Source organism: Micromonospora halophytica (assembly GCF_900090245.1).
Classification (GTDB): Bacteria; Actinomycetota; Actinomycetes; order Mycobacteriales; family Micromonosporaceae; genus Micromonospora; species Micromonospora halophytica.
Genome location: NZ_FMDN01000030.1, coordinates 40,708 through 52,822 on the forward strand (window position 1 = coordinate 40,708; position 12,115 = coordinate 52,822).

12 protein-coding genes and 2 pseudogenes are annotated in these 12,115 nt (G+C 70.9%); 10 read left to right on the top strand and 4 right to left on the bottom strand.

What is annotated here, in order from left to right; translation table 11 throughout:
* Nucleotides 1–44 precede the first annotated feature (44 nt).
* From GA0070560_RS25965 to GA0070560_RS25995, 7 genes are all read left to right on the top strand, one after another.
* A complete protein-coding gene (locus tag GA0070560_RS25965) occupies nucleotides 45–632 on the top strand; it encodes a hypothetical protein (protein WP_091302470.1) in 588 nt (195 codons plus the stop codon).
* A 1-nt stretch (nucleotide 633) separates the two neighbouring features.
* Nucleotides 634–1,671 (top strand): BtrH N-terminal domain-containing protein, encoded by a 1,038-nt coding sequence (locus GA0070560_RS25970; protein ID WP_091302443.1) that lies wholly within the window; start codon nucleotides 634–636, stop codon nucleotides 1,669–1,671.
* 28 nt (nucleotides 1,672–1,699) lie between these two features.
* A complete protein-coding gene (locus GA0070560_RS25975) occupies nucleotides 1,700–3,010 on the top strand; it encodes a DegT/DnrJ/EryC1/StrS family aminotransferase (RefSeq protein WP_211566011.1) in 1,311 nt (436 codons plus the stop codon).
* Entirely contained in the window at nucleotides 3,007–3,849 is an 843-nt protein-coding gene (locus tag GA0070560_RS25980) for a transketolase (RefSeq protein WP_091302445.1), read from the top strand. Before GA0070560_RS25975 ends, GA0070560_RS25980 begins: the two co-directional genes overlap by 4 nt.
* On the top strand, nucleotides 3,846–4,781 hold the full coding sequence (locus tag GA0070560_RS25985) for a transketolase family protein (protein WP_091302447.1): 936 nt from the start codon (nucleotides 3,846–3,848) through the stop codon (nucleotides 4,779–4,781). The genes GA0070560_RS25980 and GA0070560_RS25985 overlap by 4 nt, the downstream gene beginning before the upstream one ends.
* Nucleotides 4,782–4,939: 158 nt before the next feature.
* Nucleotides 4,940–5,113 carry a lysine biosynthesis protein LysW gene (locus GA0070560_RS25990; protein WP_091302449.1) on the top strand — a complete coding sequence of 58 codons (174 nt, stop codon included), beginning with the start codon at nucleotides 4,940–4,942 and terminating at the stop codon, nucleotides 5,111–5,113.
* Nucleotides 5,114–5,175: 62 nt separating this feature from the next.
* The gene (locus GA0070560_RS25995; protein WP_091302451.1) at nucleotides 5,176–6,045 is read left to right on the top strand and encodes a [LysW]-aminoadipate kinase; all 870 of its coding nucleotides are present in this window, start codon (nucleotides 5,176–5,178) and stop codon (nucleotides 6,043–6,045) included.
* An 83-nt stretch (nucleotides 6,046–6,128) separates the two neighbouring features.
* On the opposite strand, the gene GA0070560_RS28905 is transcribed toward GA0070560_RS25995, so the two are convergent.
* The 4 genes and pseudogenes from GA0070560_RS28905 to argC all read right to left on the bottom strand — a co-directional run bounded on the left by GA0070560_RS28905 (nucleotide 6,129) and on the right by argC (nucleotide 8,719).
* The gene (locus GA0070560_RS28905; protein ID WP_170839590.1) at nucleotides 6,129–6,284 is read right to left on the bottom strand and encodes a hypothetical protein; all 156 of its coding nucleotides are present in this window, start codon (nucleotides 6,282–6,284) and stop codon (nucleotides 6,129–6,131) included.
* A gap of 211 nt (nucleotides 6,285–6,495) precedes the next feature.
* A pseudogene (cysD, locus tag GA0070560_RS30170) lies at nucleotides 6,496–7,190 on the bottom strand (sulfate adenylyltransferase subunit CysD).
* Nucleotides 7,191–7,239: 49 nt separating this feature from the next.
* Nucleotides 7,240–7,593: an adenylyl-sulfate kinase gene (locus tag GA0070560_RS26005; protein WP_211566013.1), complete on the bottom strand. Its 354-nt coding sequence runs from the start codon at nucleotides 7,591–7,593 to the stop codon at nucleotides 7,240–7,242.
* A gap of 97 nt (nucleotides 7,594–7,690) precedes the next feature.
* Nucleotides 7,691–8,719, bottom strand: coding sequence for an N-acetyl-gamma-glutamyl-phosphate reductase (gene argC, locus GA0070560_RS26010; RefSeq protein WP_211566015.1), 1,029 nt, complete (start codon nucleotides 8,717–8,719; stop codon nucleotides 7,691–7,693).
* 476 nt (nucleotides 8,720–9,195) lie between these two features.
* On the opposite strand from argC, the gene rocD reads away from it, so the two are divergent.
* From rocD to GA0070560_RS26025, 3 genes and pseudogenes are all read left to right on the top strand, one after another.
* Nucleotides 9,196–10,398 (top strand): ornithine--oxo-acid transaminase, encoded by a 1,203-nt coding sequence (rocD, locus tag GA0070560_RS26015; protein ID WP_091302457.1) that lies wholly within the window; start codon nucleotides 9,196–9,198, stop codon nucleotides 10,396–10,398.
* A gap of 69 nt (nucleotides 10,399–10,467) precedes the next feature.
* On the top strand, nucleotides 10,468–11,232 hold the full coding sequence (locus GA0070560_RS26020) for an SDR family NAD(P)-dependent oxidoreductase (protein WP_091302459.1): 765 nt from the start codon (nucleotides 10,468–10,470) through the stop codon (nucleotides 11,230–11,232).
* A gap of 314 nt (nucleotides 11,233–11,546) precedes the next feature.
* Nucleotides 11,547–12,025, top strand: a pseudogene (locus tag GA0070560_RS26025) (IS5 family transposase); the annotation flags it as partial.
* Between the last annotated feature and the right edge of the window lie 90 nt (nucleotides 12,026–12,115).

Below are 12,115 nucleotides of genomic sequence, written 5' to 3' on the forward strand. Positions count from 1 at the left end.
GATCACGTGGGGAACCGCAGCGCCCTGTTAGAGAGGTGGGTCAATTGACGGCTACTCCAGTGACCTCCGCCATCACCAGGCTGTGCGATCCGGTCGACATCTCCGGCCATCGCAACAACACGGCTGTCTCCGCGGCGACGGAGACGAAGGCGGGGGAATTCAATGTGTGGGGAAACTCGTTCGCGGCGGAATACCTGCCGAAGGGCAGGAGTACCGTCCATGTGGACGGTGTCCCCTTTCTTTTTCCTCCGGTCTGCGAAGGGCCGGACAACATCCGCTGCGCCGGGCAGTTCATTGAGGTGCCTGAGGGCCGCTACGACTGGGTCCACGTCCTGGCGGCGTCTGAACGGCGCTGCGAGGACACCGTCGACCTGAACTTCGCCGACGGCTCGGTCGACGCCGAAGCGCTGCGGGTCTCCGACTTCTGGGCGGCGCCCGCGTGGTTCGGCGAGGTCAAGGCGTTCCAGAGCCTGGTCATGCACTACCCGCACCACGTACAGCGGGGCGTTCCCGCAGTCATGTGGGCGCAGCGGGTCCCGGTCACCCGGCGCGCCGACCTGACCGGCATCCTGCTGCCCCGCAACGTCGCGGTGCACGTCTTCGCGGTCACCCTCCAGCGGACGGAGTCTTGAGATGACCGTCGACGCGACCGCACGGACGTACATGATCACCGGGCCGGAACCGGAGTGGTGGTACCGCGATCTGGTTAGCTGCCTTCACGCCACGGTCGGTTCCGTGCTCGCCCGCGCGGGCGCCGACCCGCTGGCCGTGCTCGGCGCCGGCTGGCAGTTCCTGCACCTGCCGGGTGACGTCCGCTCCGAGGAGTTCTACTACCCGTGCGCCGAGGGGGAGCAGGGAGCCGCCCTGGCACCCCACCACGACCTGAGCGCCCGCTGGTGGCAGCCCGCCGACGAGGGCGACGTCTGGCGCGAGGTGCGCGAGGCACTGGCCGACGACCGGCTCGTCATCGCCGCCGTGGACAACTTCCACCTGCCGTTCCGGCCCGCTTACGGGGACGTGCACGCCGCGCATCTCGTGCTGGTCTGGGGCCTGGACGAGCGGCGGGGCGTGGTCCACGTCTCGGACGCCATGCCACCCGCCTTCCGCGGCGCCGTCCCGATCCGGGACTTCCTGAGCAGTTGGGGGTCGGCGAACCCGATCGATGTGCAGGACGCCTTCTTCAGCGACTCCAGGATCGGCCGGCGCTGCCTCGACGTCCGCCTGAACGCTCAGCCCGCGGACCTCACCCCGGAGCTGCTCGGTGGCTTCCTGCGTACGAACACCGAGGGCTTCACCACGAAGACCCCGGCGCGTACCGGCCTCGCCGGCTACGACGTGTTCGCCGCAGAACTGGTGGAGCGGTGCCGGGCCGGCGACGCCGGCGCGCTGCGCGAGCTGTACCCGTTCGGCTGGGCCATGCAGGCGCAGGCTTCGCTCCACGGCGAACTGCTGCGCCGCTCCGGCCGCGACTGGGGCGACCCGGCGCTGGCCGGGGCGGGCCGCAGGGTCGAGTCTGTGGCCCACGCGTGGACCGGGCTGCGGTTCACCGGCGCACACGGCCTCGCCGACCCGCGGTCGGCCGCGTCCGGCATCGCGCACCACGCCACGCGTCTGCGCGGCGCCTACGCGCGCGCGGTCGACGCCGTCGGTGCCGTGGCGGCACGGCGGTGACCGCAACCTGAGCGACCATCGTGACCGAGTGGACTGGAGAATGATGAGCAAGCTGGCAGCGTTCGGCGGCACGGCGGCCGTGCCCAGGGACCGGCGCCATGTGCCGTGGCCGTTGATCACGGACGAGGACCGCAAGGCCGTCCTCGACGCGCTCGACGGACCGCGTCTGGTGTCCGACACCGACGGCGCGAACGCGGTGTCCCGACTCGAGGAGGCCTGGGCCTGCCGCTTCGGCCACGAGCACTGCGTCGCGGTGTCCAACGGCACGACGGCCCTCGCTCTCGCCCTCGCCGCGCTCGGCGTCGGCCCCGGCGACGAGGTGATCGTGCCCGCGCTCAGCTTCATCGCCACCGGGCTGGCGCCGGTGCACCAGATGGCGGTGCCGGTCTTCGCCGACATCGACCCGGTCGCCTTCACTCTCGACCCGGACGATGTGGAGCGTCGGATCACGGCTCGTACCAAGGCGATCATCCCGGTCCACCTGCACGGCGCACCCGCCGACATGGACCGGCTCACCGCGATCGCCCGCAGGCACGGCATCGCGGTCGTCGAGGACTCCGCCCAGGCTCCCGGCGCGACCCACCGCGGGCGACCGCTCGGCTCGATCGGCGATGCGGGCGCCTTCAGCCTCCAGGTCAGCAAGAACATACCGACCTGCGGCGAGGGCGGCCTGCTGGTCACCCAGGACGCCGAACTGGCCGGGGCGATGCGCAGAGGACGGCAGTTCGGTGAGGTGATCGAGGCCGGCCGCGACCGCGACTACATCTCGTACGGCCTGGGCTGGAACTACAAGATGAGCGCTCTGCAGGCCGCGTTCACCCTCGCCCAGCTCGACCGCTACGACGACTACGAGCGGGCCCGGCAGGAGAACGTCACCGGCTTCCTCGCCCGGCTCGCCGAGCTGCCTGGGCTGCGGGTGCCGGCCCCGCTGCCGGACACCACCCACGCCTGGCACATCCTGCGCTTCCGGTTCGACCCGGCCGCGTTCGGCCTGCACGGGGTGCGGCCCGAGGCGCTGCGCTCGACGCTGCGCCGTCTGCTGCGCGCCGAAGGCGTGCCGATGTCGCAGTACCAGCTGATGCCGCTGCCCGACCAGAAGGTGTTCACCGACCGTATCGGCTTCGGCTCCGGCTACCCGTGGTCGGTGACCGGTGCACCCGGCACGACGGCGAACGAGGGCTACCCGGTGACCCGCGCGGTCATCGCGGACTCGCTGACCCTCCAGAAGCGCCACCTGCATCCGGGCGCGGGCGCACTGCTCGGCCTGTACGGGGACGCCTTCGAGAAGGTCTGGGCGAACAGGGACATGGTCGCCACGCTCGCGAAGGCGGCCTCGTGACGTCGACACGAGCGCGCCGGCAGAGCACCCTGGAGCTGGTCGCCGCACGCATCCGCGCGCACGTCGTCGACATGTGCGCGGGACCCGAAGGCGGCCATCTCGGCGGCGCGTTATCCAGCGCCGACATCCTCGCCGCGCTGTACTTCTCGGTGCTGAACGTGGATCCGCAGCGGACGGACGACCCGGACCGCGACCGCTTCGTCCTCAGCAAGGGCCATGCCGCCGTCGGCCTGTACGCGGCGCTGGCCGAACGGGGCTACTTCCCGGTCGAGGAGCTCACCACGTACGGGCGGCCCGGCAGCCGGCTGATGGGGCATCCGGTGCGCGCGGTGCCCGGGGTGGAGCTGCCCACCGGCTCGCTCGGCCACGGACTCGCGCTCGGCTGCGGGTTTGCGCTCGCCCACCGGTACGCCGGGCGGGACGCGCGCACCTTCGTCCTGCTCGGCGACGGCGAGCTCCAGGAGGGCTCGGTGTGGGAGGCGGCCATCGCGGCCGCGTCGCTGCGCCTGGAGCGCCTGACCGTGATCGTCGACCGCAACGGGCTGCAGCTGACCGGCGCCACGGACGGCATCGCCCCGCTGGAACCGCTGGCCGACCGTTGGCGCAGCTTCGGCTGGGCGGTCCGCGACGTCGCCGGGCACGACCCTGACGAGCTGGCCCGGCACCTCGATGCCGGGCCGTGGGAGCCGGGCCGGCCCAGCGTCCTGATCGCCCGCACGGTCAAGGGACGCGGCCTGCCCTTCCTGGAGGGCCGCAGTTCCAGCCATTACGTGACGCTCTCGCCGCGCAACCACGCGCGGGCGGTCCGCGCCCTGCGCACCACGGAGGACGCCGGATGAGCCGCGCAACCCGGGAGGCGTACCGGGACAGCCTGCTCCCGCTGCTGCACCGCCACCCCGAGTTGATCTGCCTGGATTCCGACACCGGCCTGTTCAACGCCGCGTACGCGGAAGAGGCCGGCGAGCAGTACCTCAACCTCGGTATCGCCGAGCACAACCTGATGGGGATCGCCGCCGGCCTGGCCGCGTGCGGGCGGGTGCCGTTCGTCAACACGATGGCCGCGTTCGCCGCGTCCCGGGCGCTGGAGGCGATCAAGATCGACATCGCCTACAACCGACTGCCCGTCCGCATCATGGCCACGCACGGTGGTCTCGCCGCGGGCCATCTCGGCCCCACCCACCAGGCGCTGGAGGACCTCGCGGTGATGCGCGTCCTGCCGGGGATGACCGTGGTGGTGCCTGCCGACGCCGCGGCCACGGAGGCCTTCGTCGAGCAGAGCCTGGGACTGGGCGGGCCGCTCTACGTCCGGCTCGGCCGAAAGCCGACACCACCGCTGCCGCTGGCCCCGGCCCCGGTCATCGGACGGGCGCAGACGCTGCGGCAGGGCGGTGACGTGGTGCTGGCGGGCTGCGGCCCGTACCCGGTGCTCGCCTGCCTCGCGGCAGCGGACGCCCTGGCCGGCGAGGGCATCGAGGCCACCGTGCTGAACATGCACACGCTGCGGCCGTTCGACACGGAGACGCTGGTGGCTGCGGCACGGCCGGCCTCGCTCGTGGTGACCATCGAAGAGCACTGGTGCCACGGCGGTCTCGGCGGCGCCGTAGCCGAGACCCTGGCGGAGGCGGCGCCCACCCGGGTGCTGCGGCTGGGCGTGCCCGACCAGTTCGTCACCGAGGTCGGCAACCATGAACACCTGGTCGCACACTACGACCTCACGGCGGAACGCCTCGTCCGGACGGTGCACAGCGCCCTCAGTCCGGCCGCCAGGTAGGCGCGATGAGTAGCCGCCGGTAACACGGATCCGCACGAGGTGTCCTCGTGCCTGCAGTTGTCGCGGATGCCCGAGGCTTCGGAACGGTCGTACCGTCCCTACTCGGCGGAGCAGACCGGTGTCCGCTCCGGAACACGCAAGGGAAGGAGAACGGTCACATGTCCACCATACTGGCCTGTCCCGAGTGCGAGGACGACGTGGAGATCAGTCCCTCGGCGCGCCTCAACGAGATCATCGACTGCGCGGGCTGCAGCACCGAACTGGAGATCCTGTCGCTGTGCCCGGCGGTGCTCGCCTGCGCACCCGAGGTCGAAGAGGACTGGGGTGAGTGAGGGTAGCGCGCGGCCCGTACCCCCGCTGACTCCCACCTGATTCCCGGCGAACTGGAGACACCGTGACCACCGGACCGCTGACGGTCGTCAAGTGCGGCGGCAACCCGTCCGTCGATTCCGCCGGCATCTGCGCCGACGTCGCCGGGCTCGTCGCTGCGGGGCAGTCGGTCCTCGTGGTGCACGGCGGCTCCGGGGAGATCACACGGCTGGCGGGGAAGCTGGGTATCCCGCAGCGCACCCTCGTCTCCCCCGACAACGTAGCCACCCGCTACACCGACCCGGCGACGCTGGAAGTGGTGGTCCTCGCGCTGGCCGGCGGGGTCAAACCGAAGCTGGTCGCGGAGCTGTCCCGGCTCGGGGTGCCCTCGGTCGGCCTCACCGGCCTGGACGGTGGCATGCTGCGGGCCCGCCGTAAGTCGGTCGTGCGGTCCGTCGTGGACGGCAAGACGATCCTGATCCGGGACAACCTCAGCGGCCGCCTCGACGAGGTGCGTCCCCGACTCGCCGAGACCCTGCTGCAGTCCGGCTTCGTGCCGGTGGTCTCGCCGCCCGCGGCCGACGAGCACGGTCATCCGGTGAACGTCGACGCCGACCGCGCGGCGGCCGCGCTCGCGGCGGCGCTCGGCGCCGACCGGCTCGTGCTGCTGACGGGCGCGCCGGGGGTGCTCACCGATCCAGGTGACGACACCAGCGTGCTGGACACCTACGAGGTACCCACGACCGGGGCGCCCGGCCGGTTCGCCCGCGGCGGCATGGCGCTGAAGCTCATTGCGGCACGTGAGGCGCTGGCCGGCGGCGTGGCGTCGGTGCGCATCGCGGACGGGCGGGTACCAGGGCCTGTGAGCCGGGCACTGGCCGGCTCGGGCACGGCGGTGACGATGAGTCCGCTCCCCGTTCCCACGGCCGACCGGAGCTCCGTGCCCGGGAACTGACGCCCTCCCCGGGGAACGTCGCCGACGACGCGGCCCTGCTCAGCACTCCGACTGAGCAGGGCCGCGTCGTCGGTTCCGCTCGGTTACAGGGCACCAGTTCCCCGGTCCCCCGCTCGCGCGTCGGCCATTCCCGCCGCGAGCGTCGCCCCGTCCTGCGGGTCGATGAGCAGGAACGGACCGATTCGCCGGTTGTCGGCGTCATCGTCGACGGCGAGCGGTTCGGCGATGCGGATCCGCACACGGTGAGGCGATCGGAGGCGAGTTGTCCGGCCAGCCAGCGCTCCACCACCTGCCGGCGCTCCGACCGGTGCCGGATCACGTACGGCACCGGCAGGCGCAGCGGCTTGCCGACCGGGTCCGCTCCGACCGGCACGCTCTCGAGGTGCGCCAGCAGCGCGCCGGACCCGTACCAGTCCATCCTGGTCGACGGCTCCACCACGTTGTCATCAGTCAGCGCCGACATCGGGATGGCAGTGACGTCCGTGAGGCCCAACTCGCGAAATGTCGACGGCACCCGTGCAGGACATGTCGCCGACCGTGCGGTACCGGACCCGGCGCTCGCGCACGGACTCCTCGTCCCGGGGGGCCGCCCCACACGCCGGGCGCCAGCCGCACGCCGTCGCGCTGCAACACCTTCCGCCAGTGCACGAAGTAGATCTCCGGCAGCTCGATGCCATCGTGTTCGATGTACTGCCAGACGTCCAACTCGGTCCAGTTGGACAGGGGAAGACGCGGAAGTGCTCGTCGGGCAGGTGGCGGCCGTTGTAGAGCTGCCACAGCTCGGGCCGCTGCCGGAGCTGCTCCCAGGTGCCGAACGCGTCGCGCAGGCTGAACCTCCGTTCCTTGGCGCGGGCCTTCTCCTCGTCGCGCCGCCCGCCGCCGAACACCGCGCCGAAGCGGCCCTCGCGGATCGCGTCCAGCAGCGGGAGGGTCTGCAGCGGGTTGCGGGTGTCGTCCGCCCGCTCGGTCAGTGTGCCGTCGTCGATGTACGACTGCACCGATGCCACGTCGAGCCGGAGGCCGTGGTTCTCGACGATCCGGTCCCGGTAGGCGATGACCTCGCGGAAGTTGTGCGCCGCCCCGGCCTCCAGCAGGTCGAGGTGCGGCAGCGGATCCTCCTGCGGGCCGGGGCGCCCTGCGGGCAATCGTCCCCCGCCTGGGCGGCAACAGCGGCGCCCGGCCGTGCGACGACGCTCATGACAGACCTCGGGCCGTGAGTAGCGCCCATACCTGCCGGACGCAATGGTTCACCGTCTGGTGCTGGGTGTCGACCCGGAGATCGGGGTTGACGGGCACCTCGTACGGGTCGACCGCGCCGGTGAGGCCGGTAAGTTCACCCGCCGCCTGCCGGGCGTACAGGCGCTTGACGTTCCGGTCGGCGCAGACCTCCACCGGAGTCGCCACATGCACCTCGACGTAGCGGACGCCACCCGCCGCGTGCAGGTCCCGGACCAGCGTGCGGGTCTTCGCGTACGGAGCGATGACCGGCACCAGCACCGTGACGCCGTGCTCGGCGAGCAGTCCGGCCACGTAGCCGATGCGCCGCACGTTGGTCCCGGTCCTCCGTGCCGCCCGCCCTGCCACTCGCCCGGGGTGCTGTTCGGCTCGCTCATGTGCGCATCTGCCTTTCGCGCGAGGTGCGGGCTCACAGGGGGTGGAGACCGGGAAAGGTCAGGCCGAGGGTCTCGGGCCGGCCCATGCGGATGTTGAAGCACTGCACGGCGTTGCCGGCGCCGCCTTTGACGAGGTTGTCCAGGGCGGCGATCGTGGTCAGGCGGCCGGTGCCCTCGTCGACGGCGAACCCCACGTCGCAGTAGTTTGACCCCAGGAGGATCTTCGGCTCGGGGTAGCGGAAGATGCCCCGTTGATGTGCGACGACGCGGACGAAGGGCTCGTCGGTGTACTGCTCGCGAAAGGCCCGGCGCACGGTCTGCCTGTCCACGCCGGGACGCAGAGTGGCATGGCAGATGGTCTGCACCCCGCGGACCGCCTCGACGCCGGTGGCGGTCATCGCGGCCGACAGGCCCAGATGCCGGGAGATCTCGGCTTCGTGCCGGTGCCCGGTCGGCGCGAACACGCGCATGGCGCCGCTGCGTTCGGCGTGCAGGTTGGCCGGGCCGGCCGTGGCACCCGAGCCGCTGGAGCCGGTGCGGGCGTCGAACTGGGCCCCGCTCTCCAGATCGATCAGGTCACGGGCCACCAGCGGGTACAGGGCGAGTACGCCGGCCGTGGCCATGCAGCCAGGCACGCTGATCAGGTCCGCGGTGCGCAGCCTCTCGCGGTGCAGCTCCGGCAGGCCGGGCACGAAATCACCCAGCAGTCGCGGGGCCTGGTGCTCCTCGCCGTAGTAGCGCCGGAAGACCTCGGCTTCGTCGAGCCGGAAGTCCCCGGTCAGGTCGACGACGAGCTTGGACCGCTGGACCCAGTCGCCGATCTGGGTCATCGCCACCCGGTGCGGCAGTGCCAGGAAGACCGCGTCGCACTCTCCGACGTTGTCCACCGAACAGAACTTCAGATCGGTGACGGCCCGCAGGTTCGGGTGCACGCCGTCGACGCGTTTCCCCGGGAAGCGGGACGAGACCGCGCCCACTACCTCGACCTCGGGATGTCCCAGCAGCAGTCGCAGCAACTCCCCACCGATGTAGCCGGCCGCACCGGCCACCGCCACCCGCATCACGGCAGCACCCTCCGCACCGTTGCATTCCGGTCCACGATCACGACTCCTTCCCGCCCGAACCAGCCACTCCTGCGCTTGGAACCTACGAACCCACCCGCCGTGTCCGCGTCCGCGGTACACACATTCCCGGGGAGGCACCAGAACTGCTTTCGCACCGCGTGGCTAAGCGCTCCGATTACCCACCGTGGACCCAGCCCGCCCGAACGTCGCCCCGAGCCGGTACGACAGCGGCGTTCGCGTTCATGTCGGGCACCGGGAGCAGCGGCCGGCCTGTACGGGCCGTCGGAGCGACGGCTCTCCACTCACCGCGTAGCCGCACGGGGGAAAGTCAGCAGGACGCTTCCCCCGGCATGCGTTTCCCGCGGACGCGTGCCGGGCGGGCGGGTCAGTACGGTTCATGCTCCGCGCCTCCGACGTGCGCGCCCTTCCCCACGACGACGGCGCCACTGGAAACCGGCAAAAGGAGCTTCGCCATGCATGCGGACGTCCTCACCTCTCAGGACCACATGGCCCTCGCCGAGCGCTGGGGGGCCCACGACTCCGTGCCCTTCCCCGTGGTGCTCAGTCACGGGGAAGGCGCGTGGGTGAGCGATCTGGAAGGTCGCCGCTATCTGGATTTCCACGGCGGGTACTCCGCGGTCAACTTCGGCCACCAGCACCCCGACCTCATCGCCGCCGCCAAGGCGCAGCTCGACCGGCTGACGCTGAGCACCCGGGCATTCCACAACGACCAGTACGGGCCGTTCTGTCGCGAACTGGCCGAGCTCACGGGTACCGAGATGGTGCTGCCCTCCAACTCCGGCGGCGAGGCCATCGACACGGCAGTGAAGATCGCCAGGAAGTGGGCGTACCAGGTGAAGGGCGTGCCGGACGGGGCCGCCGAGATCATAGTCGCGGGCGCGAACTTCCACGGCCGCACCACGACCATCGTCTCGTTCTCCACGCACCCCAACCACCGCGCCGGCTTCGGCCCGTTCACGCCCGGCTTCAGGGTGGTGCCGTTCGGCGACATCGACGCCATGCGCTCAGCGGTCACCGCGAACACGGCGGCGATCCTGCTGGAGCCGATCCAGGGCGAGGCCGGCATAGTCGTTCCGCCAAAGGGCTATCTCGCCGAGGTACGTGATCTGTGCAACGAGACCGACACGTTGCTCGTCGCCGACGAGGTCCAGTGCGGACTGGCTCGGGCCGGTACGACCCTGGCGCTGGACCACGAGGGTGTCCGTGCGGACCTGTACACCCTGGGCAAGAGCCTTAGCGGCGGACTGATGCCGGTGTCCGCGGTGATCGGCCGCGCCGACGTGCTCGGCGTCATCACGCCCGGCGGCCACGGCTCGACCTTCGGCGGCAACCCGCTGGCCTGCGCGGTCGGCCGCGCGGTGGTCCGGCTGCTGGCCACCGGGGAGTTCCAGGCCCGCTCACGCGAGCTCGGCGCGCATCTGCACGCGCGGCTCAACGAGTTGGACGGGGTGACCGAGGTCCGCGGACGCGGTCTATGGGCCGGTGTACAGATCGCCGAGGAGCAGGTGGCCGGGCGCCGGGTGACCGAGAGGCTGGCCGAGCGCGGCCTGCTGTGCAAGGAGGCCAAGGGGCATCTGCGGGTCGCGCCCCCGCTGGTCGTCACTCGCGAGGAGATCGACCTCGGCGTCAACATGATCGCCGACGTGCTGGCCTGAGCTGAAGCCGCGGCACACCGGTCCCCGTACCGGGCTGTACGCGACCACCGAGTGAACGGGAGTGCATGGATGAACGACTTCGAAGGACGGGTCGCGATCGTCACCGGCGGCGCGTCGGGCATCGGCCTGGCCACGGCCAGGCTGCTCAGCAGCAGAGGAGCCCGGGTCGCCGCCCTCGACCTGAAACCAGAAGGGCTGCCGGACGGCATCCTGGGCGTGCAGGCCGATGTCACCGACGATCTCCAGGTCAAGTCCGCAGTGGAGGCCGTGGTCGACCGCTTCGGCGGGCTGGACGTCGTGGTGAACAACGCCGGCATCGGCGCCATCGGGGACGTCACCGTGAACAGCGACGACGAATGGCTGCGCGTTCTGGACGTGAACGTGGTCGGGATGGTCAGGGTCGCCCGACACGCCGTCCCGCACCTGCGGCGCTCAACCGCCGCATCGATCGTCAACACCTGCTCGATCGTGGCGTGGGCGGGTGTCCAGCAGCGGGTCCTGTACTCGGCCAGCAAGGGCGCGGTCTACGCGCTGACGCTGGCCATGGCGGCGGACCACGTCCGCGAGGGCATCCGGGTCAACTGCGTGGCTCCCGGCTCCGCGGACACGCCGTGGATCGGCAGGTCGCTGGAGCAGGCACCGGACCCGGCGGCCGCCCGGGCCGCGCTCGAAGCGTTCCAGCCCACGGGCCGCCTGGTGACGGCGGACGAGGTTGCGAGCGCCATCACCTACCTGGCGAGCCCGCTGTCCAGCGCGTCGGTGGGCACCGTACTGGCCGTGGACAACGGCATGCACGGCCTGCGCCTGCGTCCCGGGCCGGGTTTGTCGAGTTGACGGTGCAACTGGAGTTGGTTGATCTTCTACTTGCGGCCGGTGGAGAGGCGGCCGTCGAAGGTGATGTCGAAGGCGTTGAGTGCGCTCTTTCAGAGGGCATTCGATGACGTCCTGCCCGCTTTTTCGGTTTCGCCTGCCGTACTATTGGCGTTATTTGCCCGATCCGGGGCGATGCATCCACCGACGGGGAAGCGGGCACAGTTCCGTTTCAAGGCGGAATGCTCCTCGGGTTCCGTCTGACGTAGACCCGAACGGGAATCGCCGCTTCTGTCGGGCTGCGACTCGAGCGGTACCGTCCAGAGTAGATCTGTGACGTGACCGCTCGCCGCGCCTACCCCAGCGACATCTCCGACGCCCGTTGGGCACTGATCGCACCGACACTGCTCGCCTGGCAGAGGCCCGCATCGACCGGCGGCCCACCGGCGAGCCGGCCCGTACCGACGTCCGGGAAGTGTTCAACGCCATCCTGTACGTCAACCGCACCGGGATCGCCTGGAAATACCTGCCTCATGACTTTCCGCCACACACCACGGTGTACTACTACTATGCCGCCTGGCGCGACGAAGGCATCTTCGCCCAGCTCAACGTCGATCTGACCGCCCTGGCCCGAGTGAAGGCCGGCCCTGACGCGCAGCCCACCGCTGCGGTCATCGACACACAGAGCGTGAAGACATCCACGAACCCGCCGACCGCCACGCAAGGAACCGACGCGGCCAAAAAGATCGTCGGACGTAAACGCAGCGTAGTCACTGACACTCTCGGAGTACTGCTGGCCATCGTCGTCATGGCGGCTCATCGAAGTTAAGCGGGGTTGAGTTGTCCGCGGTGGCGTCGGGTGGTGGCGGTGCGGGTGCGTAGGCGCTGGTTCTCGGGGTTGCGGAAG